Annotated in this window: 33 protein-coding genes and 2 pseudogenes; 10 read left to right on the forward strand and 25 right to left on the reverse strand. The window is 40.4% G+C overall.

Annotated features, from left to right (window positions below; translation table 11 throughout):
- Positions 1 to 84 precede the first annotated feature (84 nt).
- Both vsr and D0T56_RS00960 read left to right on the forward strand, forming a co-directional pair.
- Complete coding sequence (vsr, locus tag D0T56_RS00955; RefSeq protein WP_163318270.1) at positions 85 to 1,773, forward strand: DNA mismatch endonuclease Vsr; 1,689 nt, start codon at positions 85 to 87, stop codon at positions 1,771 to 1,773.
- The gene (locus D0T56_RS00960; RefSeq protein WP_163318271.1) at positions 1,760 to 2,842 is read left to right on the forward strand and encodes an HpaII family restriction endonuclease; all 1,083 of its coding nucleotides are present in this window, start codon (positions 1,760 to 1,762) and stop codon (positions 2,840 to 2,842) included. Before vsr ends, D0T56_RS00960 begins: the two co-directional genes overlap by 14 nt.
- A gap of 174 nt (positions 2,843 to 3,016) precedes the next feature.
- Here D0T56_RS00960 and D0T56_RS00965 read toward each other — a convergent pair whose 3' ends face one another.
- From D0T56_RS00965 to D0T56_RS00975, 3 genes are all read right to left on the reverse strand, one after another.
- Positions 3,017 to 3,898, reverse strand: a complete 882-nt coding sequence (locus tag D0T56_RS00965) for a DUF6759 domain-containing protein (RefSeq protein WP_163318272.1) — start codon at positions 3,896 to 3,898, stop codon at positions 3,017 to 3,019.
- A gap of 128 nt (positions 3,899 to 4,026) precedes the next feature.
- The gene (locus D0T56_RS00970) at positions 4,027 to 4,203 is read right to left on the reverse strand and encodes a hypothetical protein (RefSeq protein WP_163318273.1); all 177 of its coding nucleotides are present in this window, start codon (positions 4,201 to 4,203) and stop codon (positions 4,027 to 4,029) included.
- Positions 4,204 to 4,235: 32 nt separating this feature from the next.
- Positions 4,236 to 4,565: a hypothetical protein gene (locus D0T56_RS00975; RefSeq protein WP_163318274.1), complete on the reverse strand. Its 330-nt coding sequence runs from the start codon at positions 4,563 to 4,565 to the stop codon at positions 4,236 to 4,238.
- Between the two features lie 1,343 nt (positions 4,566 to 5,908).
- Here D0T56_RS00975 and D0T56_RS00980 point away from each other — a divergent pair.
- A complete protein-coding gene (locus tag D0T56_RS00980; protein ID WP_163318275.1) occupies positions 5,909 to 7,132 on the forward strand; it encodes a site-specific integrase in 1,224 nt (407 codons plus the stop codon).
- A gap of 51 nt (positions 7,133 to 7,183) precedes the next feature.
- Here the strand turns inward: D0T56_RS00980 and D0T56_RS00985 are convergent, their stop codons facing one another.
- Together D0T56_RS00985 and D0T56_RS00990 are read right to left on the reverse strand one after the other, a co-directional pair.
- Positions 7,184 to 7,498 carry a helix-turn-helix domain-containing protein gene (locus tag D0T56_RS00985; protein ID WP_163318276.1) on the reverse strand — a complete coding sequence of 105 codons (315 nt, stop codon included), beginning with the start codon at positions 7,496 to 7,498 and terminating at the stop codon, positions 7,184 to 7,186.
- Positions 7,488 to 7,775 (reverse strand): helix-turn-helix domain-containing protein, encoded by a 288-nt coding sequence (locus tag D0T56_RS00990; protein ID WP_163318277.1) that lies wholly within the window; start codon positions 7,773 to 7,775, stop codon positions 7,488 to 7,490. Before D0T56_RS00990 ends, D0T56_RS00985 begins: the two co-directional genes overlap by 11 nt.
- 489 nt (positions 7,776 to 8,264) lie before the next feature.
- On the opposite strand from D0T56_RS00990, the gene D0T56_RS00995 reads away from it, so the two are divergent.
- From D0T56_RS00995 to D0T56_RS01025, 7 genes and pseudogenes are all read left to right on the forward strand, one after another.
- Positions 8,265 to 8,504, forward strand: a complete 240-nt coding sequence (locus D0T56_RS00995) for a hypothetical protein (protein WP_163318278.1) — start codon at positions 8,265 to 8,267, stop codon at positions 8,502 to 8,504.
- A 12-nt stretch (positions 8,505 to 8,516) separates the two neighbouring features.
- A complete protein-coding gene (locus D0T56_RS01000; protein WP_163209459.1) occupies positions 8,517 to 8,729 on the forward strand; it encodes a hypothetical protein in 213 nt (70 codons plus the stop codon).
- Between the two features lies 1 nt (position 8,730).
- On the forward strand, positions 8,731 to 8,946 hold the full coding sequence (locus D0T56_RS01005; protein ID WP_185153807.1) for a DUF3873 family protein: 216 nt from the start codon (positions 8,731 to 8,733) through the stop codon (positions 8,944 to 8,946).
- Between the two features lie 23 nt (positions 8,947 to 8,969).
- Positions 8,970 to 10,946 (forward strand): ParB/RepB/Spo0J family partition protein, encoded by a 1,977-nt coding sequence (locus D0T56_RS01010; protein WP_163318279.1) that lies wholly within the window; start codon positions 8,970 to 8,972, stop codon positions 10,944 to 10,946.
- Between the two features lie 55 nt (positions 10,947 to 11,001).
- Positions 11,002 to 11,181, forward strand: a complete 180-nt coding sequence (locus D0T56_RS01015; protein WP_163318280.1) for a hypothetical protein — start codon at positions 11,002 to 11,004, stop codon at positions 11,179 to 11,181.
- Positions 11,178 to 11,405: a hypothetical protein gene (locus tag D0T56_RS01020; RefSeq protein WP_163318281.1), complete on the forward strand. Its 228-nt coding sequence runs from the start codon at positions 11,178 to 11,180 to the stop codon at positions 11,403 to 11,405. The genes D0T56_RS01015 and D0T56_RS01020 overlap by 4 nt, the downstream gene beginning before the upstream one ends.
- 196 nt (positions 11,406 to 11,601) lie before the next feature.
- Positions 11,602 to 12,815, forward strand: a pseudogene (locus tag D0T56_RS01025) (IS256 family transposase).
- A 283-nt stretch (positions 12,816 to 13,098) separates the two neighbouring features.
- On the opposite strand, the gene D0T56_RS01030 reads toward D0T56_RS01025, so the two are convergent.
- From D0T56_RS01030 to D0T56_RS01125, 20 genes and pseudogenes are all read right to left on the reverse strand, one after another.
- Positions 13,099 to 13,425, reverse strand: a complete 327-nt coding sequence (locus D0T56_RS01030; protein WP_163318282.1) for a cupin domain-containing protein — start codon at positions 13,423 to 13,425, stop codon at positions 13,099 to 13,101.
- A 12-nt stretch (positions 13,426 to 13,437) separates the two neighbouring features.
- Positions 13,438 to 14,271, reverse strand: coding sequence for an arsenite methyltransferase (gene arsM / locus D0T56_RS01035; RefSeq protein ID WP_163318283.1), 834 nt, complete (start codon positions 14,269 to 14,271; stop codon positions 13,438 to 13,440).
- A gap of 14 nt (positions 14,272 to 14,285) precedes the next feature.
- Positions 14,286 to 14,744, reverse strand: coding sequence for an arsenate reductase ArsC (locus D0T56_RS01040; protein WP_163318284.1), 459 nt, complete (start codon positions 14,742 to 14,744; stop codon positions 14,286 to 14,288).
- Between the two features lie 12 nt (positions 14,745 to 14,756).
- A complete protein-coding gene (locus tag D0T56_RS01045) occupies positions 14,757 to 16,100 on the reverse strand; it encodes a permease (RefSeq protein ID WP_163318285.1) in 1,344 nt (447 codons plus the stop codon).
- Positions 16,101 to 16,110: 10 nt separating this feature from the next.
- Positions 16,111 to 16,344: a thioredoxin family protein gene (locus D0T56_RS01050; RefSeq protein ID WP_163318286.1), complete on the reverse strand. Its 234-nt coding sequence runs from the start codon at positions 16,342 to 16,344 to the stop codon at positions 16,111 to 16,113.
- A gap of 23 nt (positions 16,345 to 16,367) precedes the next feature.
- A complete protein-coding gene (locus D0T56_RS01055) occupies positions 16,368 to 17,066 on the reverse strand; it encodes an aromatic aminobenezylarsenical efflux permease ArsG family transporter (RefSeq protein ID WP_163318338.1) in 699 nt (232 codons plus the stop codon).
- The gene (locus tag D0T56_RS01060; protein ID WP_163318287.1) at positions 17,066 to 17,497 is read right to left on the reverse strand and encodes a nitrophenyl compound nitroreductase subunit ArsF family protein; all 432 of its coding nucleotides are present in this window, start codon (positions 17,495 to 17,497) and stop codon (positions 17,066 to 17,068) included. Before D0T56_RS01060 ends, D0T56_RS01055 begins: the two co-directional genes overlap by 1 nt.
- Before the next feature lie 88 nt (positions 17,498 to 17,585).
- Complete coding sequence (locus tag D0T56_RS01065; RefSeq protein WP_163318288.1) at positions 17,586 to 17,906, reverse strand: helix-turn-helix transcriptional regulator; 321 nt, start codon at positions 17,904 to 17,906, stop codon at positions 17,586 to 17,588.
- A 121-nt stretch (positions 17,907 to 18,027) separates the two neighbouring features.
- The gene (locus D0T56_RS01070; protein ID WP_163318289.1) at positions 18,028 to 18,480 is read right to left on the reverse strand and encodes a PH domain-containing protein; all 453 of its coding nucleotides are present in this window, start codon (positions 18,478 to 18,480) and stop codon (positions 18,028 to 18,030) included.
- Positions 18,481 to 18,546: 66 nt separating this feature from the next.
- Positions 18,547 to 19,140 (reverse strand): M23 family metallopeptidase, encoded by a 594-nt coding sequence (locus D0T56_RS01075; RefSeq protein ID WP_185153808.1) that lies wholly within the window; start codon positions 19,138 to 19,140, stop codon positions 18,547 to 18,549.
- Between the two features lie 148 nt (positions 19,141 to 19,288).
- Positions 19,289 to 19,747, reverse strand: a complete 459-nt coding sequence (locus D0T56_RS01080; protein WP_163318290.1) for a DUF3872 domain-containing protein — start codon at positions 19,745 to 19,747, stop codon at positions 19,289 to 19,291.
- Positions 19,748 to 19,759: 12 nt separating this feature from the next.
- Positions 19,760 to 20,344 (reverse strand): conjugal transfer protein TraO, encoded by a 585-nt coding sequence (locus D0T56_RS01085; RefSeq protein ID WP_163318291.1) that lies wholly within the window; start codon positions 20,342 to 20,344, stop codon positions 19,760 to 19,762.
- A 2-nt stretch (positions 20,345 to 20,346) separates the two neighbouring features.
- Positions 20,347 to 21,300 (reverse strand): conjugative transposon protein TraN, encoded by a 954-nt coding sequence (gene traN / locus D0T56_RS01090; RefSeq protein WP_163318292.1) that lies wholly within the window; start codon positions 21,298 to 21,300, stop codon positions 20,347 to 20,349.
- 46 nt (positions 21,301 to 21,346) lie between these two features.
- Positions 21,347 to 22,687, reverse strand: a complete 1,341-nt coding sequence (gene traM, locus D0T56_RS01095; protein WP_163318293.1) for a conjugative transposon protein TraM — start codon at positions 22,685 to 22,687, stop codon at positions 21,347 to 21,349.
- Positions 22,668 to 22,952, reverse strand: a complete 285-nt coding sequence (locus D0T56_RS01100; RefSeq protein WP_163318294.1) for a TraL conjugative transposon family protein — start codon at positions 22,950 to 22,952, stop codon at positions 22,668 to 22,670. The genes traM and D0T56_RS01100 overlap by 20 nt, the downstream gene beginning before the upstream one ends.
- Positions 22,953 to 22,958: 6 nt before the next feature.
- Entirely contained in the window at positions 22,959 to 23,582 is a 624-nt protein-coding gene (gene traK / locus D0T56_RS01105) for a conjugative transposon protein TraK (RefSeq protein ID WP_163318295.1), read from the reverse strand.
- Positions 23,583 to 23,602: 20 nt separating this feature from the next.
- Complete coding sequence (gene traJ / locus D0T56_RS01110) at positions 23,603 to 24,601, reverse strand: conjugative transposon protein TraJ (protein WP_163318296.1); 999 nt, start codon at positions 24,599 to 24,601, stop codon at positions 23,603 to 23,605.
- A 3-nt stretch (positions 24,602 to 24,604) separates the two neighbouring features.
- Positions 24,605 to 25,225, reverse strand: a complete 621-nt coding sequence (locus D0T56_RS01115) for a DUF4141 domain-containing protein (protein ID WP_163318297.1) — start codon at positions 25,223 to 25,225, stop codon at positions 24,605 to 24,607.
- A gap of 52 nt (positions 25,226 to 25,277) precedes the next feature.
- Entirely contained in the window at positions 25,278 to 25,592 is a 315-nt protein-coding gene (locus tag D0T56_RS01120; protein ID WP_163318298.1) for a DUF3876 domain-containing protein, read from the reverse strand.
- A gap of 11 nt (positions 25,593 to 25,603) precedes the next feature.
- Positions 25,604 to 26,032, reverse strand: a pseudogene (locus tag D0T56_RS01125) (conjugal transfer protein TraG); the annotation flags it as partial.
- Between the last annotated feature and the right edge of the window lie 62 nt (positions 26,033 to 26,094).

A 26,094-nucleotide genomic window follows, 5' to 3' on the forward strand; every position in this document is an offset into this window, starting at 1 on the left:
CAGCGAAGCTGCCTATAAATAAACTAAGAATAATTAAATTTGTTCCCATATAAATATTTATAGCTATATTCATACTCTTATATTATGGATAAGTTAACTAAAGAGCAAAGAAAGAAAAATATGCAGGCGGTTAAAGCATCTGGCTCTAAAATAGAGATTGCTTTAGCTAAAACATTATTTGCTCGAGGTCATAGATATCGAAAAAATGATAAAACAGTTTTCGGGAAACCAGACTTAACCTTTAAAAAATACAAAATAGCAATCTTTATTGATGGCGAATTTTGGCATGGAAAGGATTGGCACATACGTAAAAACGATCATAAGTCTAATCAAGAGTTCTGGCACAAGAAGATAGAACGCAATATAGAACGAGACAAAGAGGTAAATGTTGAGTTAACTAAACAAGGATGGAAAGTTCTTCGTTTCTGGGGTGGTGACATCAAGAAAAATTTGTTATTTTGTATTCTTGAAATTGAAGAAGCTATAAACAATTCAAAAATGAATTTTACAGAAAAAATATCGCTTGAAGAAATAAGTGGAAAAAAAGTTAAGATACGCTTAATTGAACCAGAATCAAATGATGAAGCTGTTTTGACTCATTATATGCATAATACTTCCAATGGCGTATCGAAATCCTATAAAAAAGGAGCAATAGAAATAGCCAAACAAGTATTAAGTTTAAAATATCCAGAAGAACAAATAACGAATAAAGTGGCAGAAGAAGCACTTCAATATAAAATATTTGAGACTCATGATATCCCGTTTAAACCAAATGAGAATCCTCAATTTAAATTTATTGACTTATTTGCAGGTATAGGAGGGTTTAGATTAGCACTTCAAAATCTTGGAGGAAAATGTGTCTTTACAAGCGAGTGGGATAAAGAAGCTCAAAAAACATATAGAGCTAATTTTGGAGAAGTTCCTTTTGGTGACATTACAAAAAAGGAAATAAAAGCATACATACCTGATAGTTTTGATGTTTTATGTGCAGGATTTCCTTGTCAAGCATTTTCGATAGCTGGAAAAAGAGGAGGATTTGAGGACACCAGAGGAACTTTGTTTTTTGATGTCGCAGAAATCATTAAAACACGGCAACCCAAAGCTATTTTTCTTGAAAATGTTAAAGGTTTGGTAAATCATGATAAAGGCAGAACATTGCAAACTATATTGAATGTTTTACGGAATGATTTAGAGTATTACGTTCCAGAACCTCAAATAATGAACGCTAAATATTTTGGGGTTCCTCAAAACAGAGAGCGTATTTACATTGTAGGGTTTAGGAAAGACTTAAATATTAATGATTTTGATTATCCCAATCCTACAGATGACACAAAGGTTTTTGCAGATATCAAAGAAAACAATGTCGTTCCGACAAGGTATTATTTATCAACTCAATATCTACAAACTCTTAGGAATCACAAAGAGCGACACGAAAATAAGGGTAATGGATTTGGGTATGAAATAATACCAGATGATTCTGTAGCTAATGCTATTGTTGTTGGAGGAATGGGACGTGAACGCAATCTTGTCATTGATAATAGAATTACGGATTTTACACCGACCACTAAAATAAAAGGAGAAGTAAATAGAGAAGGAATTCGTAAAATGACTCCAAGAGAATGGGCCAGGTTACAAGGATTCCCTGACGATTTTATAATTCCTGTAGCAGATGCTTCCGCATATAAACAATTCGGAAATTCTGTTGCAGTACCAGCAATAGAAGCTACAGCAAGAGAAATATTATTAAATTTAGGAATTAATGTTGACAGGTAATATCGGAGAATGGAGTGAAATATATACACTCTTAAAAGTTGTCGCAGACAAAGAACTACATGCGGGAGATAAAGATTTAAACCAAATTGAAAGTCTTATTTATCCGATTGTCAGAGTCTTGCGGACAGAGTCGAATGGTACCTATGAATATAGTTATGACAACTCTTTAGTCTTAATAAAAAATGGGCTAATTGAATATCGTATACCTATATCGGAATTTCATCGGCAGGCCTCAAATTTGCTTACCTCTCTAAAAAATGCATCTGGTGGCACATTTTCTTTCCCTGACACCGAAAAATTTATTAATACTTTTGACTGTCACTCATTAAAAGCAAGTTCTTCTGTCAAAACAGATATTCAGGTTGTTATTCATGATTGCAGAACAGGTGCAACTCCTTTATTGGGGTTCAGTATAAAATCTCAATTAGGCGGAGCTTCTACACTTCTTAATGCAAGTAGGGCAACAAATTTTATCTATAAAATAGATAATGTTGTGTTATCTGATTCAGAAATTGAAGATATAAATTCAATATCTACTAAGAGCAAGATCAAAGACAGAATAAATGCTATTGTTAGAAGGCTGGGAGTTATTACTTTTACAAAAACAGAAAACCCTGTCTTCGGGAATAATTTAATGCTAATAGATAGTGCTCTCCCTGACATCTTAAGTAACATTCTTTGTTTATATTTTACGACTAACCATACAACGACGAAAGAACTTGTTGATGAAATAACGAAAGGAAATCCTTTAGGATATGATTTGAGCTCAAAGCATCCTTTTTATTCCTATAAGTTTAAAAGGTTTCTTACTGACATCGCATTAGGTATGATGCCGTCTAAAGTTTGGACTGGTGAATTAGACGCTACAGGTGGCTATTTGGTCGTTAAAGATGATGGCGAAATACTATGTTATCATATTTATAACAGAAATGAATTTGAGGATTATTTATTAAATAACACAAAATTAGAAACGGCAAGTAGCACAAAGCATAACTTTGGCTCAATTTATAAAAATGATTTAGGAGAACTATTATTCAATCTTAATATGCAAATCAGATTTATAAAATAATTATAATAAAAAGAGACTGTGAACAATTCAAATTTCGGCAGTCTCTTTTTTGTCAACAAAAGTTAAATTTTAACATTTTAAGCCTCGGTTTTCGATAGAGATACATAAGTCTTCATAAGGGTAAAGAAAGTGCCTTAAATCGAAATTAAATAGGCTTAAATTTGAAATATATGATTAATAATAAGAACGGCTTATATAGTAATTAGAACTATAATCTCCTTGTAAATATTCAGTTCCTGCATAATTAGCACCACAAGCAGATGCAGCAATTTTGTACGAACCACTTTTTAATGAGATTGTCCTTGCTTGATTAATTGGAATATCAATTTTCAAAACATCAACTCCACTATATCTAACAACAAGATTACAACCTGTATTATTCTGAATTTTCACGGAAGATATTGTCGAATTTGAAGTATATGTTTTAGTTGAGCTTGGTAATACACCTGTATTGCTATTTCCAAATATTTCATCAATTTCAATTTGAATTAATTTCTTTTTTAATCCAGAGACTCCTTTATGATTTGGATATTTAGATATAAAATCATTTATTATTGATGAAGAATTTGATTTATAGGCATTATTATAAGCTTCTTGCTCTATTTCTTCCTTAATTTTCTTTATTTCTTTATTCGCTGTTGCACCATATTTCCCATTTGGATATTCTTCTAAGTAATGTTGAAAACTTTCGATTGAATTTGTACTCTTTGCTTTATCCCAAGTGTCATTTTCTTTTATAATATATCGTTGATTTTTAATATTCTGTTCTATTTTTCGCCCATCTTTAGCAAATTGAGTTTCACTATGCCGTTCAAAGAGTATTTTCAATTGTTGTTCTGCTATATCAAATTCATTATTTTTTGAAAGTTCTAATGCCTGATTATACAATCGCTCAGCTCCATTTTCTATTTCGTCAAGTTGCTTTCTCAGCTCTTCATTTTCCTTGACAAGATTATTATACTTTAACTGCAAATTGTCATATTCTGATTGTTCTACACATGAAGTGCAAAGTATTAAGAGTAACAATAAACAAAAGAGCATTGATGTGTGCTTCATGATGATTCCTTTAATTATAACATTCATAAATAAATAGTCAAGAGAAGGCTAAAATAACAATAATTTCTCATAGCCTTCTCTTTGGACTTCAAATAAAATATCTAATACTTAAGTCTTAATGTAAATGACTATTTCTTGTTTTTGTCTTTGATTGTATTATAAATCCAACCAGCAATTACAGCAAATAAGCCAACAAGGATTCCAACTCCAATATCGTGACCGCCATTAGCTTTAAGAATGATAGAACCAAAAGAAAGAGTAGGATAAAAGAATAAACAAATGAATAAAAAGAGAATGTGTTTCATAAAAGTATTTTTTAGTTATTGGATAAAAAAAGTCAAGGAGCATCGTAGACTCGTGCAACCTCACTATCTATAATTTCTTTAACAACTGTTTCTGGTAAATTAAACGCTCTCGAAAACTTTGGAACTTCTTCCATCATTTTTTGCCTTAATATAGAAACTGCAGAATCAACAGCGAGTGAGGTTAAGACAGAATTAGGGTCTCCTCCTGCTTGTTTCATAGCATGAGCAGCTATTCTTCGTATTGAGTTTCTTATATTAATCCTTAACTCTTGTTCTGGATTTGTAATAGAACCTTGACTTGAAGAATTACTAATTAGCCAAATAACTAAACCAATAATAACTATAACAATGATTATCCACATAAGAAATTGTATTAGACCACCAAATCCCAGAGTGGTGTTAATAGATATAAAAAGCGTGGGACTTTAGCTATATCTGCTTTTCGAGGTCTTCGACTACCTTGTACAACAAATAAGTAAAACCCACGCCAATTATAAAAATTAACGTGAGCATTGGCTTATTTACTCTTGTTGTACTTTTGAAATTGTCGAAGTTTCGAAAAGCAAGAATAAAAGCTAACGCTTTCTCAAATAATATGTATGTATAAATTTTTATGTCATAAAAAAAATCAATTGATTCAATTACAAATATAAGCAAATTATTATTTAACAAATCTTTAATTCTACTTTAACTAATAATTTCTATATCTATAATGAAAATAATAATTAGAGAGAGTGAGAGGTACTATATAAGTATAAAAAGGAAAGGTAATAAATTAAAAACTCTATCCTTAAAAAGAATATTATGTAATCTATATAAGTTGTTTTTATTATCCTATTTATATTTTTAGTCAGAGACAGTTCAGTCTTAATTTACCCTTGACGAAAAAGCAGGTATTTTATCTAAAAATATAGATATCCTTAATTCCAATCCCTATATAAAATATTATGGAAACCGTCAACTTTTGAAGAGTGAGAAAAATCTAAAAAAACATATCGAAATTCGTTTGTTTTTATTCAAAACTTATGTGTTTTCTGCAAGATATTTTCTCTTAATTCGAGAATACAACGAGACCTATTATATAATTGGCTACCCCCTGACGGATATTTTCCTTACCCCCTATAAGAGTATTATCATAATAAATATGCCTTCTAAATTCGCTTATAAAGCGAAAAAGTACATAATAATATTTTGTTATAAATATTTGAATATAAACCTTGTATAGAAGTAAAATTATGACTAACTTAGAATCTTAATATAGAAAATTGATTATTAATCATTCTTGATTTAACTGTCATCATAAAGTTAAACCAATAGTTAAACCAGCCAATTTTCGTAATAAGAAAAATATCTTTATTTATTTGCACGACAGATAGTTAAAGGTGCGGTTTTACTTGGTAGAGCAAAGGACTGAAAATCCTTGTGTCCCCGGTTCGATTCCTGGTGGCACCACTTAAGAAGAGTAGCAAAACGAAGCAAATCCCTGAAACATAGACAGTTTCAGGGATTTTTCTTTTTAGGGCAACCCTGTGAAAATGGCAAAAAATGGCCATTTATAGAACATTTCTCTTTGTTCATTCATATGCTTTTTATTTCGGCGAAAAAAAGCAAACGAAACGGTATCTAATGTGCTGATTTGCCGAATTTTGCATACCGACAAACTCGTTTCATTTCCTTAATTTTGAACCATTAAAAAAGAGGTATTATGAAGCAAGAAATGATGAATGTTCTGGTCTACATTATTAAGACCCGAAAATTGAGAAACGGAGAATGCCCTGTATTACTTAGGGTAACTATTGACGGGGTTTACAGCGACATCCGTATTAACCGTAGCGTAAAAGAAGAAATCTGGGATGCAAAGTTAGGAATGTGCCGGGGAAAGAGCCGGGAGGCTAACGAGCTGAATGATTATATTCGCAGCCTCCATACCCGCCTGTATGAAATTCACAGGAACATGGTATTACAAGATGAGTATTTTACCCCCGAAATTTTATTGAAAAAACTCTTTAATAAGGAAACAACGAAAACCGTCCTTACATTTTTCAAAGAGCATAACGAGGATTGCCGACGGCGTATCGGGCTGGATTATGCCTACTCCACCATTAACAGATACGATAACTGTTATAAGTCCTTGCAAGTGGTAATAGAGAAAGAGTACGGAAAATCCGATATAACCTTTACCGAATTTACTTCCCAACTTATTCGGAAATATGAGCTATATCTGACGGTTGATAAAGGACTAAGTCAGAATACGCTTGTCAGATATATGAAAGTCATTAAAAAGGTCAGTACCCTTGCTCTGGCGACCGGATTATTGAAAAATGATCCCTTTGCAGGTATGAGATTCAAACAAGCTAAAACCAATCCGGTTTTCCTAACCAAAGAGGAACTGGATATTATCACAACAAAAGAATTTACCCTACCGAGAATAGCATTAGTACGGGATGTATTTGTGTTCTGTTGTTACACCGGATTAGCATTCGTAGATGTAAGCAACTTAAGAAAAGAACATATCGTTTTAGACAACGAAGGTACTTACTGGATTCGTAAGTCGAGGGAGAAAACAGAAAATATGTGCGACATCCCGTTGCTTGACATTCCATTAGAAATAATTCGCCGGTATGAAAATCATAGAATGTGTAAGTCAAAAGGTATTCTTCTTCCGGTTATGTGCAATCAGAAGATGAACTCGTACTTGAAAGAAATTACCGATTTCTGCGGGATTGACAAGGACGTTACCACGCATTGCGCCCGTCATACTTTCGCCACGACCGTAACGCTTGCCAATGGTGTAGCACTCACAAATGTCGCTAAAATGCTGGGACATACCAGTACAAGAATGACGGAACATTATGCTAAAGTACTTAATCACAACATCTATTCCGACATGAAAAAGGTACAAAGCAAAATGAGTATGAGTGAAATTTAATAAATTGCTTAACAGTAACAAAGGCTATCTTTTCGGATAGCCTTTGTTGTTTTAAAATATCTTACGATAGCTGTCTTTCAGCATTTTTTCAATATCAGATTCTTTATATAGAACTTTCGCTCCGATTTGATAATAGGGTATTTTCCCTTCGTTCCGATATTCTTGCAAAGCCCTTCTGCTGATTTTTAAGCGTTCAGACAATTCCTTATCCGTTAAATACCTCTCTCCATTTAGAGTAGGCCTACTCTTTTTAGCAAGTATCTCTACCTTATCCAGCATCCGGTCTAAGGATTCAAAAAAAGCTGTGATCTGGGGAGTAGTTCTCGTAATAAGGCTATTTTGATTTTCTGCATTCTTATCTTCCATATTCCCCCCTTTCTAACTCTATATACTTCTTAACATCCTCCGGCTTATAATAGATTTTGCCGTTAATCATTGAATAAGGGATTTTTTGAAAATTTCTCAGATACTGCAATTTCCGTTTGCTAATATCCAGTATTATGCAAACCTCCTGACTATCCAGCCATTCTCTCATCTCCTTATCTTCACTTTGATCGCACAGAAGATTTATCTTCCGGGCAAATGCCTGAAAGCGTTCCATCATAGCCTCAAAAGTGCGGGCTTCTATATTTATTATCTCCATAGTAATTTACCATTAATCGTTAATACTATGATTACGGGGGAACAAAGGTAAGTCATTAAAATACACCATATATCAATCCTTTGCGGGCTGGTAGCTTTCGTCTGCACTTGTCTATACCTAAAGTACAAACTGATTTTGGCGGCGGTCAAAATATGCCCCTTTTTTGTACTCCCTGTTCAGACTATCCGGGGGTAAAGGTGATTTTTTCTACTGCCCGTATCTTATAACTTCTTCCTCTTTTAGCGGGAATGCCGATTACGCCGATGAAGTGTTCGATTTCATGCGCGAAAGTATTTCCGTGTTCTTCACGCCGAAGCAAGTTCGAGCCGCAGGGCGGTTTCGTGAAAAATCTTCCTCTTTCCGTTCCGGCGAGCGTATTTATTCCCGAAAAACTGGCATCGGCTAAACACTACCTTTCTAAAGCCCCTGAAACTCGATCACTCATAACCGGCTCCGATACGGCATAGCGTTAAAAAAAAAGTCAGAATTATGATACGAACAGCAGAAAAAAACAGGAAACAACGATTCTCAAACCTTCCAATCAGCATAGGTTGGGTTTTGAAAATAGCTTTTGCGGTGGCGGGTTTTGCCCTCTGGGGGTGGTCGTTCGTGGCGGTTGTCGCAGGGATTTATTTAGCGTTGGCAATCATTAAAGGCGTTTTGTCCTGTCTTATTTCCCTTGCCGTTATCGTGGGCTTTATCCTCCTTTTGATAGTATTAATTTTCTAAAACATAAAAGATATGAAACCAAAGTATTTCAATTCGTTAGGCTCGTTAAACGAGTATGCAAACAATTATCCGAATAACAGTTTTTCATTTGAGCATAACCCCCGAAAGTGCGGATGCGATAGCGTTAGATGTAGTTTCGATGTAACCGACAAAGAGGATAACGATATTTTGGAAATCCTTGTTATATGCCCCATTTGTGCCAATAACCCTAAGAACAGACAGTAATATGATACAGCCTAAAATGAATCTGCACGGAGTATCAATATGCCCCGCAGGAGAAGAAAATTACGAGCGTTACAAGGATTTTCGCGGAAAATGGCTTTTCCAATACGATTATCGAGACACAGACGGCGAACTTTTTAGCGTAGTGATGCCAACCCTTACCGAGTGCCGAATGAGGCGGGATAAGTGGTTAGCGAGGAAAATAAAAAACAACAATTAATAATCATTCAAATAATTACAATCATGACAGCAATTAAGAACAACGGCACAGCAGTAGCAGTGGCAGAGAAAGCAAACGAAGTAGTAACCGCAGTAGTGGTTAGCAAACCCGACAACGGCGAACGCAAAGCCGTAAACATCGCATCGGACTTGATAGAGCCGAGCAACTACAATGCCCGAAAAACCTTTGACGCCGATGCACTCAAAGAGTTGGCGCAAAGTATCTCCATTCATGGACTGATACAGCCTATCACAGTACGGCGCAAGGGCGAAAAAGGCGAACATTACGAAATCATTTGCGGAGAACGCCGTTTTAGGGCGTGCCGTATGTTGAACATGAAAGAAATTCCCTGCATTGTTCGGGAAGTAACGGACGAACAGGCGTATGACCTTTCAATCTCCGAGAACTTACAGCGTGAGAACGTGCCACCAATGGAGGCGGCAGAGGCTTACAAACGCCTTATTGACACCAAGCGGTATGACATTGCAAGCCTCGCCGTAGCATACGGCAAAAGCGAAAAGCATATCTATCAAACGCTGAAACTTTGCGACCTTATCAAAGGCATTGCCAACCTTGTAAAAGAGGGCAAACTAACCGCATCGGCAGGGATAGTTATTAGCAAGTACGACAAGAAGATACAGGAGGATATTTTGAACGACCGTTTAGGCAAGGACGGCGCAGGCGAATGGTGCAATATCTCCGCTAATGCGTTGGAGGGCAAGATACGGAACTGTTATACGAACAACCTTGATAATTACAGTTTCGATAAATCCAAGTGTCTGAAATGTATTCACAATTCGAGCAATTTTGACCTATTCGCCGAGGGTGGCGGTTGTGGCAAGTGTACCAATAAAAAATGTTTATCGGACAAGCAAACGGCATACCTTGTAGAACAGGCGCAAGCCGTAGCCCTTGCCGACCCTAAACTTACATTTATCGGGGAACAGTACAGCCACGACAACGAGGCAACAACGATAATCAAAAAGGGCGGTTATGAGTTTAAGAACGTGCAAACGTATAACCTTAATTCATACCCCACAGCCCCGACCGAACCGCAAGCCTCCGAGTATAAAAAGCCCGAAGATTACGACAAGGCACAGGAGAAATATGGTAAGCAACAGGAACGATACGAAAAAGAGAGCCAAGAACTTGAAACGCTTAAAGAGCAGGGCAAAATCCGTGTGTATGCTAAAATCGGCGATAGTAACGTAAGAATGTACTACAAAGAGGTAGCCACCAAAGACACCAAGAGCAACGAGCAGTTAATCGCTGACCTTACCGCCAAGAAAAAGCGTAACAACGAACTGGCGGACGAAAAGACCGCCGAGGGCTTAAAGGAACTTTTGCGCACGGAACAGCTACCGCAATCGGCATTTACCGCCGATGAAGAAACGGCAATGTATTTCTTTATGCTTTCCAAGTTGCGCCGTCATAACTACAAAGCCGTAGGACTGAAAGAAAACGACTATTACGGCTATCTGACGGACGAGAAGAAACTCAAAATTGCATCTTCGCTGACCGAAGAACAGAAAACCATTGTACGCCGTGATTATCTGTATAGCCACCTAACGGACGGCACAAGAACCGTAGGCGATGAAAAAGGCGGTATGCTGTTGGCGTTCTCAAAACAGCATTTACCCGAAAAGACGGAGGAAATTGTAGCCACTTATAAAGAGGATTACGGCAAGAAAAACGCCCGATTGGACGAACGTATTGCAGGGCTGAAAAAGGCTGAAAAGAAAGCGAAAGCCGATGCCAAAGCAAAAAAGGCAGAGCAGACCGCCAAGACGGAGAAAGCCCCTAAAACAGCCGAAAAAGCCGTCAAAAAAGAAGTGAACACCACCGCCCCGAAGTCGGAAACCGCTAAGCCGAAAGGTAAGGAACAGCCCAAAGCGACCCAATCCGAGAAGAAAGAGGCAAAACCAACCCCGAAAGCGGATAAGGTGCTGATTGTCGGAGTACCCAAAGCGCAACCCAAAGCGGAGGCAGTAGCGGTATAAATTTGAAGTTCAACAAGGGGCGGGAGAAATCCCGCTCCTTAAAAACATTATCAAAATGACGGTATTTATATTATTCCAAACGGATATTCACAGGACAAGGGCAAGCCGTGCATTTTTCGGCGTGTTCACCTCCGAGGCGTTGGCGATGGATCACGCCAAAGAAAACGGCTTATATACCCACGATGCAAAAGTCGTTATAATTGAGTGTGAAACAGATAAATTCGACGAGGTATGAGGATAGACGCATATATCGGCAATCCGATTATTGCCACACAACAAGATTATTACGAACTGGAGGAACTTTTGCACGAGGTAGAACCCAACTATCGCAGCGTACAACTCCGACAGGAGCGGTTAATCATTGAGAATTTAAGCCGTAGGATGTTTCATTATCCACGCAATCCCACAACACAATGGGTGGCTGACCGACTGCGCAATATGGTCGAAAACGGGCTATAAATGCCTTTGAAGACGATTTTAAGAGCTTATATCCGGGCAGGGGAAACTTTGCCCGGACTTCTTTTTCCATGAGCCATTAGCAGGGCTTTATGCGGGAGAAAAAGAAGCAAAAAGCCGTATCCAATGTTTCTGAGACTGTAAATTAAACTGTGTCAGTAAAGAATAAAATTATTAACTTTACTAACACAGTTTTTTTATGAAAGAAGAATTCGATTTTGAAAGCATTAAGAACAAGGCTTTAGAGCAGTTAAAGTCCGGCAAGTCTTTATTAGGTAAAGATGGAGCATTTGCCCCTTGTTAGAAAGCATCCTCAATGCAGCCTTGGAAGGCGAGATGGATGCTCACATGGATGAGGATGAGCGCTCCAGCGGTAATCGTCGTAATGGTTTTAGTCCTAAGCAGGTTCAAACTCCTCTTGGTGAAGTTACGGTTCGCACTCCACGTGATCGTGAATCTACCTTTGAACCTGAATTTATTAAAAAGCGTGAGCGTATTTTGGCCGATGGTGTTGCTGATCGTATAATCGGACTGTATGCTTTGGGTAATAGTACCCGTGAAATCAGCGACTGGATGGAAGAGAATTTAGGCAATCGAGTCTCTGCTGATACTATTAGTTCCATCACCGATCGTGTTCTTCCTGAAATACAGTCTTGGCGTAGTCGTCCATTAGAAGAAGTATACGCTATTGTTTGGATGGATGCGATTCACTACAAGGTTATGGATGAAAAGAACCGTCCTGTCACCCGAGCTATTTATAACATTATAGGCATAAACCGTGATGGTTACAAAGACTTATTGGGGATGTATATTTCCAAAAGTGAAGGTGCTAATTTTTGGCTTTCTTGTCTGACCGACATTCAATCCCGTGGTGTAAAAGACATCCTTATAGCCTGTACGGATAATCTAACGGGATTTTCTGATGCTATTAAAAGTATTTTTCCTGAGACCACAGTCCAGACCTGTATTGTTCATCAAATACGTAACTCTATCAAGTATGTTGCCAGTAAAAATCAAAAAATATTTATGAAAGACCTTAAACTGGTTTATCAGGCAGTGAGCAAAGAACAGGCAGAGGTTGAGTTAGACAATCTGGAACTTAAATGGGGTGAGGATTATCCTATTGTCATTAAGTCCTGGCGAGATAACTGGGACAAGTTATCTGCTTACTTCCAGTACTCAGATGGTATTAGAAAAATGATCTATACCACAAATACACTTGAGGGCTATCACAGACAAATCAGAAAAGTAACTAAAAACAAAGGTGTATTTACCAATGACACAGCTTTAGAGAAATTAGTTTATCTGGCCTATCGGAACATACGGAAAAAGTGGACTATGCCTTTGGCTAACTGGTGGAAAACAGCCCAACAGCTATCTATAATCTACCCAGATAGATTTAAATTGTTCTGATACAGACACAATATCCGATTTATTTATTAGTTTTGTCATACCAACAAAACGATGGTGATACTTTGTACCATTGAGACAAAAACGATTAGGGGATCGACCCCTAACCGTTTTTACCAACAAAACTCAGGTTCCTCATTACCCATTGAGTGAGATAGGAAAATGAAAAACCTGATATTTTAAAGTGAAAGCAGAACGCTGACACAGTTTAATTTACACTACCATGTTTCTGTCTTTCTATTCAAACGAAACAATCCTTACAGGCAATTCTCTTTTTATAATTCTTCTACCCTTTAATCATTGTAAGCAGCATCTTAAACTGTTTGCTTGCATATAAAGCGTGAGGAATACCCGCAGGCATAATTACAGATTGTCCCGCAATCAATACTAAAGGCTTGCCGTCTATTGAAATTTCGGCTTCTCCGTCTAATATCTCCACCATAGCATCAAACGGTGCAGTATGTTCACTTAATCCCTGCCCTTTGTCGAACGAGAAAAGGGTAATATTTCCAGCATCATTTTTTAATACTTGCTTGCTGATTACTCCTCCAGTTGAGTATTCAATCATTTCTGCCATATTCAAAATGGCTCCTTTTTCAAATAATTTATTCATAGCTTTATTTTTTTAACAACATCCACCACAAGAACAGCCCTCAGAGTTTTTTGTTCCGGTAACTGTTATGGAAACAATCGCATTCCCGTTAATTGTTTTGAAAGCATTTATTTCGTCTTCATTCAGATACTTTTCAAGAATTTCGTCAGGAATGACAATTGGTTTTTCCTTACAAATAGTAATTTCTGCAAACCCAGCTTCTTCTATTTTTTGAAGATATTCATTTTTTGGAATCGCCCCAGATACACAGCCGACATACATTTCTGCTGCTTGCTTCAATTTATCAGGTATTTCTCCGCTGAGAACAACATCCGAAATACAAAAATGACCACCGGTTTTTAACACACGGTATATTTCATGGAATATCCTGTCTTTGGAAGGTAGCAAGTTCAGTACACAATTACTAATAACCACATCGGCACGACCTGCACTTACAGGCATATCTTCGATATCTCCCTGCCGGAAGCTCACATTTTGTATTCCACGTTTTTCTGCATTGGCTTTAGCCTTTTCTATCATTGGTTCAGAAAAGTCAATACCGATGATTTTTCCTTCATTGCCAACCTCAGCTTGTGCAATAAAACAATCATTTCCTGCTCCCGATCCAAGGTCGATAACGGTATCTCCTTTCTTTATCCCTGCGTATTGAGTAGGCAGTCCACAACCAAGTCCGAGGTCAGCATCTTCGTTATATCCTTCAAGCGTTGAATAGTCATCGCTCATAATGTTATATACTTCCTTTTGCTGGGTATTCCCACAACAACAGTCTGTTTCTTTTCCTTGTAAAGCAATATCACTGTATTTCTGCTTTACGATTTCTTTTAGCTTATCATTATTGTAATCCATAACTTATTGCCTCTTTATTCCCACTCGCCGGAGCAGGCGCACTTGGGCATTTCTTTCTTTAATATCTGTGTAATGTAAAACTCTGAAAACTTATTTTTAATCTCAAACCTTACCCGGTAGAACTGGTCTTTGATAAATTCCGGTGTACCTTCCGCCTTTGATGGATCTTGAAACCCAAAATGTAGACGCTGACTTACATCGCCAGTAAATACAGGGCAGGTTTCATTCGCTTCATCACAAACGGTTATCACATAATCCCACGATTGGTTAGTATATTCCCTGACATCGTGCGGAGTATGGTTACTGATATCCACCCCGGCTTCAGCCATTACTTCCACAGCCATCGGGTTTACTTCCTTCGCAGGTTCAGTTCCGGCTGAATAAACTTCAATCTCTTTATCGAACGATTGAAGAAAACCGTGAGCCATTTGGCTACGGCAACTGTTTCCTGTGCATAAAATCAATATTTTCATTTCGTTGTATTCTTAAAAAAATGTTCCGTAAATAAGACCGGAGATTGTTGCCATGATAATAACCAACGTTACATAAACAATCGTCTTTTGTGTACCCATAACACCCCGAATAACGAGCATATTCGGTAGAGAAAGTGAAGGGCCTGCCAATAACAAAGCCAACGCCGGGCCTTTTCCCATACCGGAGGCTATTAATCCTTGTATGATTGGTACTTCTGTAAGGGTGGCAAAATACATGAATGCTCCTGTAAAACTGGCGAAGAAATTAGATAAAATAGAATTTCCACCTACCGCCCACTCAATCCATTCATTGGGTATCACACCAGCAATCGCCGTGTCGCCGTGTGTGGAGCCAAGCAGGAAACCTGCCGTTACCACACCGATAGCCAAAAGCGGCATAATTTGTTTGGCAAACCCCCATGCCGATAGTGTCCATTCGCGGTTTTCTGCATCACGTTTATCAAACAACGTCATAAGCGACAGTGAAGCGATGCCGACTATCATAGGAACAAGAGGAATCAGTTTCGGGTTTGGTATAAACAGGTTTGCCAATACTGCCGAACCTGCCGTAACAATAACTCCCCCTACTACCCACTGCCATCTTATTTTCAGAATGGCAATAAGCGAATAGGCAAGCATAAGAGCCAATATCCCTGTGATATACCATTTATAAGTAAATATGTAGAACCATATACTTGAAGTGTCATTTGCAGCCGGAGCACCCCAATTTGCAAAGACAAGTATCAGCACTAAAGTAAAAAAGTGAAACATCGTTTGCGACATCGAGCGTTTAGCCGGAGGGACTTCAATATTCATTTGTTCCTCCTTCTTTGCTTTTTCTTCTTTCCGGTAGATAAATGCCATTATTAAACCGATGACAACAGAAAAAAGAATTGCGCCGATCATACGTGCAACACCCATTTCCGTTCCGAGAATACGCCACGTAAGAATAATAGATAGTATGCTGATTGCGGGGCCGGAATAGAGGAAGGCAATAGCTGGCCCTAATCCTGCTCCACGCTTATAGATACTGGTAAATAGTGGAAGAATGGTACAGGAACATACCGCTAATATAGCACCCGAAACGGCAGCAACCGTATAGGAAAGCCATTTCTTAGCATTGGCTCCGAAATATTTCAATACTGCACCCTGACTGATAAAAACCGCAATTACACCTGCAATGAAAAAGGCAGGCAGAAGACACATAACAACGTGTTCCTGTGCATACCATTTCGACAGGTCGAGTGTAGCATCAATCGCAATCATAAACCGTTCACTTTCTAACGGCAGGAAAAATACCGCAGAGAAAATGACGATCATCCAGACAAGGATTTTAAGCTCTTTTTTAGTTTCCATTTGTAGTTTATTATACTCCTAATAACTTCCGGATTTCACTTTCGGAAGGAACGTAGCCTTTGATTTTTACTTCACCGTCTACAACTATGCCCGGCAAAGTCATCACATTATATTTCATGATTTCCATAATATCTTCCTGTTTGGAGAGATTTATGTCCAGATTGTTTTCCTCAATTACTTTCTTTTCTGTTTCATAGGTTGTTTTACATTTGGCGCAACCTGTACCCAAAACGATGATTTCCATACCTTGTTATATTAAAATTGTTTCTAAATACTTATGATGACATAATAAATCCCAACCATAATAAATAGGGCTGCGACTATACGCTTAAACCATTTTTGAAAGACGTTCATTTTGTTGTAGAACTTACCGACATTGCCGACACTGTATGCTAAAAGCCACGCTATAACTATGACGGGAAGTCCTGTTGCAATAGCGAACACCGGAGGGAGTAGTAATCCCGACGGGCTGGCAATGGTTAGAGGAATTAAACCTCCGAAGTAAAGCACACCGCTGTATGGGCAGAAGGCAAGTGCAAAAAGCAATCCGAGCAGAAAGGCATCAAGGTAATTTTTCCTGCCTTCTTTCTTTTCGAGTTTAGATGTGAACTTTCCCATTCCCGGAATATTCCATTTAATAATATCGAGCATTAAAATTCCGATAACGATAAGCGCTATACCCAACCATATACCCCCGATGTTCTGTAATAGCCGTGCTACCTGAAACTGACTCGCTCCGAAATAAAAGATAAGTCCCAGTACCGTATAAGTAAACATCCGTCCAAGTGTATAGAATAGCCCATTGAACAATACACGGTGTTTTACGCCTATATCTTTACTCAGATAAGCGGTTGCAGTTATGTTTGTTGCCAACGGACAAGGACTAATGGCAGTCATCAATCCCAATACGAATGCTGTTAATATCGGCCAGTTTGAACCGTCAGCAAGATTTTGCAAATAATCCATCATAACCTTTTATCGACTTCGGTTTTGATAAGGTCAGTAAGTTTTTCAGGACTGTTCAAAGCATTGGCAAATGCTTCTTTGGTTATTTCAACATGGTTATCGCCTTTAGCAATGATGAGGGCGTTCCATGTTACTTCGTATTTTTCTACAAGCGAAGCATTTTGCTCTTCATCGGTCTTTACTTCAATGAATTTCACATAAGGATTATCCGTATAAAGCTCCTTTATCGTTTTTTCTGTAACATCACCTACCGCAATGCATGTTTTACAACGCTGTTTACCGTGGAAATAGTAAACATTTACAGTGGAAGCATCAGCAAGCTGCGTTTTGGTTTCCGTTACACCGGATGATTCCTGATTGTTTTTTTGTGTGTTACCACCACAAGCGGTCAGTAATAAGGCCAGTAATCCGAATAGAATACTTTTTTTCATGTTGATTGTTTTTAGAATTATTGTTTAACTTTATATCTTCTGTTCGTAGTTCGTAATTCAACGAATATTTCAGGCAAAAAAATAGCTGTCAACAGCCACCTTTCGATGTGGCGACACTTTCTATAAATCCGCCTAACAGTTCTTTTACCAAAGCCCAATTTTCTTTATTGATACAATACTTAACTGTTGGAGGTGTAATCTCTCCCTGTATCAATCCCGCATCTTTCAGTTCATTCAAATGTTGCGATAGGGTACTTTTGGCAATAGGCAGTAACTCCGACATATCTCCGTGAAAACAGCATGTCTGGCTGGCAAGCATCTGGAGTATCGCAATCCGTATAGGATGTCCCATTGCTTTAGCAAAACGTGCTATCTGTTCCTGTTCCTTTGTAAGTTCTTGCTTTTGCATTGCTTTATTATTTTCAGTTCGCAAATATACGAATAGACTTTCAATTCGCAAAATTACGAATGGAATTTTTATCTCTCTAAAATGAAAAATTCCGGTGGTTCTTATACCATCGGAATTTTAGTTATCCTATCTGTGTATTTATTTCTCGCCGGAAAGCAAGCGGATCGGCAATAAATGGATATGAACTTGTAACGCCTCCGGTAGTAACCGTAATTGTTCCGAAGCCGAATATCCGTCCTAAAATACTTTGCTTTATGTGCAGACCCTCGCACTTTGCCAGTACTAAATCAACAGCACGGCGACTGATAACACCAGTTTTTAATACCACCCGCTTATTGGTTACAGCATAAGATGAGCCTATTTTTACGAATAGCCTTTGCACAAGCGACACAATCCCGAAAAATAAAATCAATAACCCTGCATAGTGGGTCATAGCTGATATTTCTTTAGGACTTGAAGTCAGTAAAGCACCGATAAGCAGTAGTATTATCGGTTGCACGAACAGAAAGAAGTGCAGTTTTGCAACATATTTTATCTCTTCTCCGGGTTGTAAATTTGATTCGATATAGTTCATAATGACCTGATTTTTATTTAAGAACGTCCGTAAATATACATATTTTCAAAACAGCACAAAGTATAATCACTTGTTTTTCAATATTTCAAACAATAAGTAGCACCATCCGGTCGGATTTAGGTAACGATTACCTTTCCTTACTTCATAATGTAAGTGGTTACCCGTTGCTATTCCGGTGCTACCTACACAAGCAATTTGCAGGGCTATCTCTACCGAATCCCCTACATTTACCATTGTCCTGCTTAAATGTGCATAGAACGAGCGGAAACCGCCTGCGTGTTGAATCTCTATATAGTTCCCATACCCCGAACAATGCCCCTTATGAACTACTATTCCGTTTCCGGTAGCATACACGGGAGTTCCTTTAGTCCCCGAAATATCAATCCCTGTATGGAATTTCCACACCCTGTAAATCGGATGTTTGCGCATCCCGAATCCCGATGAAATACGTTCCGGTTTCTTAATCGGAAAAATCACTGGATAGTCGCATAGTTCACTGGTAGATAGTTTCAACGAATCGGCTATCTGCTGAAATTCCGATACGGAACACACCTGTTCCATATATTTTTCTATCTCCGGTTTCCTGTTTAGAGAATCGCCTGGTTGCCCCGATGCAGGCAAATACAATAAGGCGATAAAGAACATTAGTATATATTTCATAGTCTGTTTGAATGAAAGTAAGCACCCGAAATAAATCCGGGTGCTTTCCTGTTAGTCTATTTCCTCTCCCCACAGTTCTATATCTGTCGGGGCATTTATCAACGACCGGGCTATACATAGCCAGCATAAGGCATTGAACACGATATAGCTACCTATTATCATTGTCATCTTCCGTTTCGTCCTCTCCCTTGTCATTCTGAAACGAGAAAGTCTTTTGTACTACCTGCCCGTGATTATCTTCGATATACACGTCAATTACCTGTTGGTCGGTACAGTGCGAAGTGTAATACATTCGGAACGTTTCTTTTTTCAACGGGTAAAGGTCGTTCGGCAACAATACCCGTTCATCATCCAACCGGAGTTCCCCAACACCGTCAGGTTGGAACATCCGAATAAAAAACTTCGTGTCCTGATAATCTCCTTCTTTTACGATCTGGCAACGGATTTCCGCCACCTCTCCCTGAACGATTTTTTTCTGAACCGGCATAGTAACCAGATCAAATGCGTACACCTTATTAATATCCATATCGTCAGAACAGGCTAAGGCCAGTAGCATTATCGCTACCAGCCCGGCTGTTATCCCGAAAAAACTCTTTATTTTTTTCATTATGATTCGCTTTTAGTTGATTATAAATTTCAGTCCGATACCGAACTGCGTATGAAAATGCCCCGTAGAGTTGCCCCAAAGGATGCGTTCACGCCCTGTCAGGAGCAACACCACACGGTCAGATAGATAGGTTTCCAGTTCCAACGTGATTGCCCCACCGTAGATAAATGCGTCTTTGTGCCGGAGCGTAGAACCATCGTAAAGGGTCTTTTCGCCCCAATTCGATGTTTCATAGCCTGCAAGGGCAGAGCCTCCCAACGAGAGTAAAAAGGTCTTTGAGGGATCGGACAGGATTTTCAGATAGTAGCCGCCTTCAGCGGCAAACTGCGAAACCGGAATGCGGATTGTCCGGTATGGGTAATACCTTTCCATAAACTCCGCATCGAACATCCACTTATTGCCGTTCTTTGCGTAAGTAGCCATAGCCGCGCCGAAGTAATATCCAGCTTCGTTATCCTGCGCAGACGAATAGATACCGTCCACCATTCCCGAAGTTACCTGTACGCCCCGCATACCCGGTAATTGACGTTGTGCGTGTGCTTGGTCTGTAAAGACCAGGCACAACACAACCGCCATAATAAAAGATAGCTGCCTCATGGTTATTTCACTTTCAGTTCGTTAATAACCTTTGCCCGTACCAAATCGGCATTATCGACTGTGAACCGCTGATGGCGTCCGCCCTCCTGTTCGTTCAGCTCAATAACAAGCATTTTATCATCGGGTATCGTAAATTTCGGCAGGGTAAAAACCATTCGCTCCGTGCGCTTACCGCCTATCACCATCAAATTGTTATAGGCTCGAAGCGGCCAGATCACTTGTTCCTGAATTGCCGTGCGCTTGGCTACTTTTTTATCTACGATTTTGAACGTGATAAAATCTATATTGAACGGCACATTGGACGAATTTTTCAGTTGCAGGTGAAAGTACAACAGCCCGTTATGGGTATAAACTCCTTTGAGTGTGTGCTGTATGCCGAAACGCTTACTACCCAAATGCTTTATTTCCCTGTCATTGTTCTTATAGATGGACTGCATAATCAGCTTGACAAGTAACGGAGATTCCTGCCCCAATTCCTGCATATAGACGGCAAGGGCATTGTTCGGACGGTTCACCGCCTCCCCATCGTGCAGGAAGTCGGTCATTTCAACGGACAACTTTACAGGTTCGTCCGCATATTTAACATTGAATGTGTAATATGCACCATCTTCGGTAATGACGGACAGATTACTCTCCCGGCTGAAATCCCTTAAAGCGGCTTTCACTCTCAACACGTTTTCCGTTCCGTCCGCTTTCGCCGCGAGAAGATCTGCCGACCCTAAATCGACATAGCGGATTGCAGACGGAAAGATAATATGTACCGTTTTGCTGAAAGTAACTTCCAACGCATACGGCGGTATCATCCTATCGAACGTCAGCGGGCGGGTAAAGCCCTGATAGTAGTCGCCCGTTGTGGGCTTGGTTTCTATTACGGTAGTCGTATCATTGGCTACTTCCTGCGCATTGGCTGCAAATACGCTCACCGCAAGGGCGAGCATCAAAAAGATTCGTTTCATACTTTTAATTCTTAATTCGTTAAACATTGATTTTTTAGTGGTATTATTAATTCTCTTTTGGTAAGAGCAGTAGTTTATGATTGGCTTTCAGCGTAACTTTAACCACGCTCATTTTCTTACTCACATACTGCGATGCCCCTTGTATAAGGCTTTTCCCTATATCGGCGGCAAACTGTGAACCTGCATCATCGGTAATTGTAATGCTCGACCCTGCCGACTGCGCCATTTGCGAGGCTATTTCTTTGGCGGCTCTTATTTCATCGGAGTTGGGTACAGAGATACCCTTTTGCCCGTCCGTGTCGTACACTTGCAGTTCAACCGGAATAATGTTGCCTGCATATTGAATCGAATTAATCGTAACCTCCATCCGTTCGCTACCGATACGGCACGCCCCGGTAATGATCGAGTTGGCAGGGATAAGAATATTTCCCGCCTGCATCGGCTCTAACAGCCGGATTTGCACCTCCCGTCCGCTTGTCAGCGTTACGGTTTGGTACACACAGGCACGGATGCTGTTTTTGTCTTTCACTCCCTCATTCCCGGCAGCAGTGAAAAATCCCATATTGCGGGGCTGGCTGAACGATTCTATAAACTCATCGTCCGACATTGGTGCGGCCAGTAGCGAAACTACATTGTGGCGCACCTGTTTTACGGGCTGAACATTTACCTTGTCTTTCGTAGAGGGAGCAGCGTTGCTGTTTTCGTTCTGCCCTGCCTGTGGCGGCATATACCTCGCCGCCATCGCATAGGATTTTTCGAGTAAGGCAGTTTGTTCATCCTCTGCGGCTTTCCGTGCTTCGGCTTCTTCCAACTTGCGTTCGAGTTCATTCATACGCTCTTCGACAGCGAGTTCCTGTTCGCTCTTCCCGGCAGGTTCTTCGTACCATTCTCCCAACTGCTTATTTATATCCTGATAGGCATTTGCGGAGGCTTGCAGATTATTTACTGGTTTCGTTTGCCGGGCAGACGGATTTTCGTAATACTCCGGCTGATTGGATTCTGCCTGCTTAGGTTCTTCCGCTTGGTCAAACATGGTCGAAAAGTCCTGCAAAGAACGCATCCGTTCCTGTTCCTTTTGCCTCATGGCTTCCTGTTCATAGGCATTTCGCTTATCTGAAACAATACCCTCGTCTTTGGGTACGGGTAGTTCGGCATTTAAGCCCGACAGCCCTTCAACCTTTGTTTCGTCTTTGTCTGTCGGGGCGAAGATCAGCCACATAGCACCGCCGAAAATCAGGAAGAACAGCGGCATAATCAGCATCTTTTTGCGTTTCTGCCTTTCCGCCATCGAAAGTTCTTTTTTCGGTGGTTTTTGAGGCTCTTTTTTATCCGGTACATGTGGTATCTCCGGTTGCTGTACCTCATTATTATTCACTTGATCGCTCATACTGGTAATGATTAAGATTGTTAATACTATCCCTTTGCTGCTGTTGCAGTTTCAGGCTTTCTATCTGTTCTATCTGCATTTGTTCCCCCTTGCCTTTACCTAAATTGTAAATAGAAGAAACGGTCATGTAGATAGACAAGCCGCTGAATACGATAAGCATGGTAACGATTACGATTACCCGCGCATCAGGGCTTAACGGTCTGACAAGACTACGCAAGCGGTCTTCCAGCCATTCGTTTACACGTTGAATGATTTTCCGTATCATAGCTACCTACCTTTCCGTTACCCGGATGTCCCGGTTTTCCACGATCTCGAATTTCTCCATAGTGAAACCGTGCGGGTTATTGTCCGAGCGTACCGAGTTAATCAGGTTGCAACGGGTTATCAAGCTGCGTTCAGTCATGTTCGACTGCCGGAGGATCATCTGCCGGGCGTATGTTACCGCCGTATAGGGGTACACATCGAAGTTGCAGGCGATACTATCCACCTGTACGATCTGGTTGATATTGCCCGAAACGATACGGTTGTAGTACCCTTTTTCCGCCATGTCCTGATAGTATTTGAAAGCACTTTTATCGACAAGGAACAACGCCCTGTTCACATTGCTTTCAATGGCTTTTTTGTCGGGTGAGAGTGTGAAGAACAGTTCGTGAAACCGCTTGACGTGTTCCCGTGCTTCGACAGGGCGGTTCTGCGAAAGGTCTTGCGAGAGGGCAAGCATTAAGGACTTGCCCCCGTCCAACACGTAAATACGCTGGCGTTGTGCTTCGGCGAAGCTGTACGACGACCATACGGAATAACCCGTAATTCCGGCACACAACACCAGAAACACGATACCGAAAAGGCGTATCTGCTTGAATGATGTTTCTATATTCTTTAAACTTTTGAACTCCATATTTTTTTGAGTATTTTTAATTATTTACCTAATAATCTTCCGGCTACGTTGCCCGCAGCGGCTCCGGCTACGCCTCCTGCCATTGCTGCCCCTTTGCTTGCCGCCGTGTTTACTCCGCGTGTACCGCTACCGCCTCCGGCTTGAATCACCCAACCCGCAACGGTCGGTATCGAGAAGTACCCGATAATGCCTATAATCAAAAAGATGATATATACGCCATTACTCCCATCCGGCACGTATGACGGGTCTTTCAATAGCCCTATATCCATTTGCAGCATGAGTGCCTGAATTTTAGACAGCACAGCCGAAAACAGATCGGCAACGGGTAGCCACAGGTACACGCTGATATAGCGTGAAAGCCAGTTGGTAAGCGTGGATTGAAAACCGTCATAAACGGAGAGAGCGAATGCCAGCGGCCCTAAGATTGACAGCACCACCAAGAAAAAGGTGCGTAAGGTGTCAATCGTAAGGGCTGCGGCATTAAACAGTAGCTCGAAGAAATCCCGGACTAATTGCCGGAACCACATTTTCATATCGTACCATGTACGTTCAGCCCACATGCCGATAATTTCAGCCGCATCAAAAACGCCCAACTCTTCCATTTTCTGGTCGTACACTTCGTCATCGACCAACCATGCTTTACCCTCGCGTACCCGTGCATCGTATTCCAGCGCGTCTTTCTCCGCCTGTAATGCCTGCACATCCGTTATCTGCGATTCCAGTATGGTATGCGTTCCTTTTACCACAGGCGACATTACGGCGTTGATTGTACCGAGTACGATTGTGGGGAAGAACATAATACACAAGCCAATCGCAAAGGGACGAAGCAGCGGATATACGTCTATCGGTTCTGCCCGTGAGAGAGCTTGCCATACACGGGAAGCCACATAGAACAACGCACCCAGACCCGCTATCCCTTTGGCGACACCGATCATGTCACCGCAAAGGGGCATCATTTCCTGATACAGATTCCGTAAAATCTGATGCAGGTTTTCAAAATCTATTGCTAACAACATCATGGCTTACCAGTATCTTTCGGATGGATCACCATACAGGGAGCGTACCCGTTCCATATCGCCGGATTCCTGACTGCGGATAAAGGAAACGGATATACTTTTCTTGGAAAAGTAGCTCACAAGGTTGCGGTGTTGCACCATTTTGGTATGTATCTGGTCTATGATTGCCATGCGTTCGACATCGGTCATAGAAAGCCCGTTGGAGGTTGAGACGATATTTTTTATATCCGACAGCAGGTTTCCACTCTCTTTCAATAGCTTGGAATATCCGTTAGATATGGCTTCCAGTTCTGCGTGAGTGAAATTTTTATCGGTCAGCATCTTATTGAAGTTGGTAGAATATATCTGCGATATTTCGCTGACCAGCTCCACCGTTTCCTTGACCTTGCGGGCATCCTTGATAAGATTATGTACTGACTGTAATTTGTCATAATACTCCTTGCCCTGATTATAAATCTTCTGCATTTCCTGAAAGGAGTTGATTACGTTGGTTGCCGTTGTTGCTGTTTTGGAAACCGTCAGTATATTTTGAGCAAGGTTCGAGGGGTCGATTACCGCCCACTGTGCTTTTGCCTCGAAGCCGAAGAATGCAAAGGCTACTGTAAGGCATACAATTATTTTTTTCATTGTTTTACTGTTTTATTCGTTAATACTCATAAGGGCGGAAGTAGCCTTCGGGCTACTCCTCTGCCCGGACATATTCACCGAAAGCGGAAAGCAATAAGACCTCCCGCTCCCGGTCATAGGCAATTCCGATACGCCCGTACAGGTCGATGTAATACAGACCAAACAAGCAATACACTGTACAATCACAGACCACCTGCGGGTTGTTGTAAGTAAGTTCTAAACGGATGCCTCCCCGCTTGCGGGAAGTATTGCGGTAAATCCTTACCGCAGGCGCACCGTCCGGGCTTACCCAACGCCCCGTAATCTCCCGCAGGTTAAAATCCTGATATGCGGCGCAAGGGTCGGCTGCATTACATTTGCTGAACATGGCTTCTCGTTTTAGTTGCGTTTACTTTCGGCGAGCTGTTTAATCGCCAGTTCATAATTCCCGTCCAGTTCGTCCGTCTTTTTGAAGACTTCCATCTTTTCGGTTTCCTCTGTGGTATAGGTCAGATATTCTTCGCCGCTAACTTCGGTAGCATACACCGCCGACTGAACGCCGCCCAGCCCGAACCATACTTCTTTGTAAAACCTGCCGGGATGGTTTGCCATATTGATAGAAAGGATTTGACCTTTCTCTTTGTCAGTCAGACCGAGAAGCGATTGGATTACATCAAAACGGTTCATGAATTTGCGCTGGTCTAAGAGGATTTTGCAGTCGGAGTTATTGATGATTGCCTCTTTCACGATGGGCGAAGCGATAATATCGTCCACCTCCTGCGTTACGACAATGGCTTCCCCGAAATATTTCCTGACTGTTTTGTGTAGGCTAAGCACCCGGCGCCACATTATATTTCTATAATAGGTTTCCAAGAACTCGCCCCCGAACC

The organism is Dysgonomonas sp. 520 (genome assembly GCF_010501095.1).
In the GTDB taxonomy this organism is placed as follows: domain Bacteria; phylum Bacteroidota; class Bacteroidia; order Bacteroidales; family Dysgonomonadaceae; genus QVMP01.

Excerpts from the sequence above, each read along its gene's own strand:
- traN (WP_163318292.1), bottom strand. The coding sequence starts at position 21,300 with ATGAAACGAATCTTTTTGATGCTCGCCCTTGCGGTGAGCGTATTTGCA.
- D0T56_RS01050 (WP_163318286.1), bottom strand. The coding sequence starts at position 16,344 with ATGGAAATCATCGTTTTGGGTACAGGTTGCGCCAAATGTAAAACAACC.
- D0T56_RS00985 (WP_163318276.1), bottom strand. The coding sequence starts at position 7,498 with ATGGAAGATAAGAATGCAGAAAATCAAAATAGCCTTATTACGAGAACT.
- D0T56_RS01055 (WP_163318338.1), bottom strand. The coding sequence starts at position 17,066 with ATGGATTATTTGCAAAATCTTGCTGACGGTTCAAACTGGCCGATATTA.
- traJ (WP_163318296.1), bottom strand. The coding sequence starts at position 24,601 with ATGATGTTGTTAGCAATAGATTTTGAAAACCTGCATCAGATTTTACGG.
- D0T56_RS00995 (WP_163318278.1), top strand. The coding sequence starts at position 8,265 with ATGATACGAACAGCAGAAAAAAACAGGAAACAACGATTCTCAAACCTT.
- arsM (WP_163318283.1), bottom strand. The coding sequence starts at position 14,271 with ATGGATTACAATAATGATAAGCTAAAAGAAATCGTAAAGCAGAAATAC.
- D0T56_RS01115 (WP_163318297.1), bottom strand. The coding sequence starts at position 25,225 with ATGAAAAAAATAATTGTATGCCTTACAGTAGCCTTTGCATTCTTCGGC.
- D0T56_RS00965 (WP_163318272.1), bottom strand. The coding sequence starts at position 3,898 with ATGAAGCACACATCAATGCTCTTTTGTTTATTGTTACTCTTAATACTT.
- traK (WP_163318295.1), bottom strand. The coding sequence starts at position 23,582 with ATGGAGTTCAAAAGTTTAAAGAATATAGAAACATCATTCAAGCAGATA.
- D0T56_RS00980 (WP_163318275.1), top strand. The coding sequence starts at position 5,909 with ATGAAGCAAGAAATGATGAATGTTCTGGTCTACATTATTAAGACCCGA.
- D0T56_RS00990 (WP_163318277.1), bottom strand. The coding sequence starts at position 7,775 with ATGGAGATAATAAATATAGAAGCCCGCACTTTTGAGGCTATGATGGAA.
- D0T56_RS01100 (WP_163318294.1), bottom strand. The coding sequence starts at position 22,952 with ATGATACGGAAAATCATTCAACGTGTAAACGAATGGCTGGAAGACCGC.
- D0T56_RS01065 (WP_163318288.1), bottom strand. The coding sequence starts at position 17,906 with ATGCAAAAGCAAGAACTTACAAAGGAACAGGAACAGATAGCACGTTTT.
- D0T56_RS00960 (WP_163318271.1), top strand. The coding sequence starts at position 1,760 with ATGTTGACAGGTAATATCGGAGAATGGAGTGAAATATATACACTCTTA.
- D0T56_RS01085 (WP_163318291.1), bottom strand. The coding sequence starts at position 20,344 with ATGAGGCAGCTATCTTTTATTATGGCGGTTGTGTTGTGCCTGGTCTTT.
- D0T56_RS01020 (WP_163318281.1), top strand. The coding sequence starts at position 11,178 with ATGAGGATAGACGCATATATCGGCAATCCGATTATTGCCACACAACAA.
- D0T56_RS01060 (WP_163318287.1), bottom strand. The coding sequence starts at position 17,497 with ATGAAAAAAAGTATTCTATTCGGATTACTGGCCTTATTACTGACCGCT.
- D0T56_RS01075 (WP_185153808.1), bottom strand. The coding sequence starts at position 19,140 with ATGAAATATATACTAATGTTCTTTATCGCCTTATTGTATTTGCCTGCA.
- D0T56_RS01015 (WP_163318280.1), top strand. The coding sequence starts at position 11,002 with ATGACGGTATTTATATTATTCCAAACGGATATTCACAGGACAAGGGCA.
- vsr (WP_163318270.1), top strand. The coding sequence starts at position 85 with ATGGATAAGTTAACTAAAGAGCAAAGAAAGAAAAATATGCAGGCGGTT.
- D0T56_RS01040 (WP_163318284.1), bottom strand. The coding sequence starts at position 14,744 with ATGAAAATATTGATTTTATGCACAGGAAACAGTTGCCGTAGCCAAATG.
- D0T56_RS01010 (WP_163318279.1), top strand. The coding sequence starts at position 8,970 with ATGACAGCAATTAAGAACAACGGCACAGCAGTAGCAGTGGCAGAGAAA.
- D0T56_RS01045 (WP_163318285.1), bottom strand. The coding sequence starts at position 16,100 with ATGGAAACTAAAAAAGAGCTTAAAATCCTTGTCTGGATGATCGTCATT.
- D0T56_RS01000 (WP_163209459.1), top strand. The coding sequence starts at position 8,517 with ATGAAACCAAAGTATTTCAATTCGTTAGGCTCGTTAAACGAGTATGCA.
- D0T56_RS01120 (WP_163318298.1), bottom strand. The coding sequence starts at position 25,592 with ATGTTCAGCAAATGTAATGCAGCCGACCCTTGCGCCGCATATCAGGAT.
- D0T56_RS01030 (WP_163318282.1), bottom strand. The coding sequence starts at position 13,425 with ATGAATAAATTATTTGAAAAAGGAGCCATTTTGAATATGGCAGAAATG.
- D0T56_RS00975 (WP_163318274.1), bottom strand. The coding sequence starts at position 4,565 with ATGTGGATAATCATTGTTATAGTTATTATTGGTTTAGTTATTTGGCTA.
- D0T56_RS01070 (WP_163318289.1), bottom strand. The coding sequence starts at position 18,480 with ATGAACTATATCGAATCAAATTTACAACCCGGAGAAGAGATAAAATAT.
- D0T56_RS01080 (WP_163318290.1), bottom strand. The coding sequence starts at position 19,747 with ATGAAAAAAATAAAGAGTTTTTTCGGGATAACAGCCGGGCTGGTAGCG.
- traM (WP_163318293.1), bottom strand. The coding sequence starts at position 22,687 with ATGAGCGATCAAGTGAATAATAATGAGGTACAGCAACCGGAGATACCA.
- D0T56_RS00970 (WP_163318273.1), bottom strand. The coding sequence starts at position 4,203 with ATGAAACACATTCTCTTTTTATTCATTTGTTTATTCTTTTATCCTACT.
- D0T56_RS01005 (WP_185153807.1), top strand. The coding sequence starts at position 8,731 with ATGATACAGCCTAAAATGAATCTGCACGGAGTATCAATATGCCCCGCA.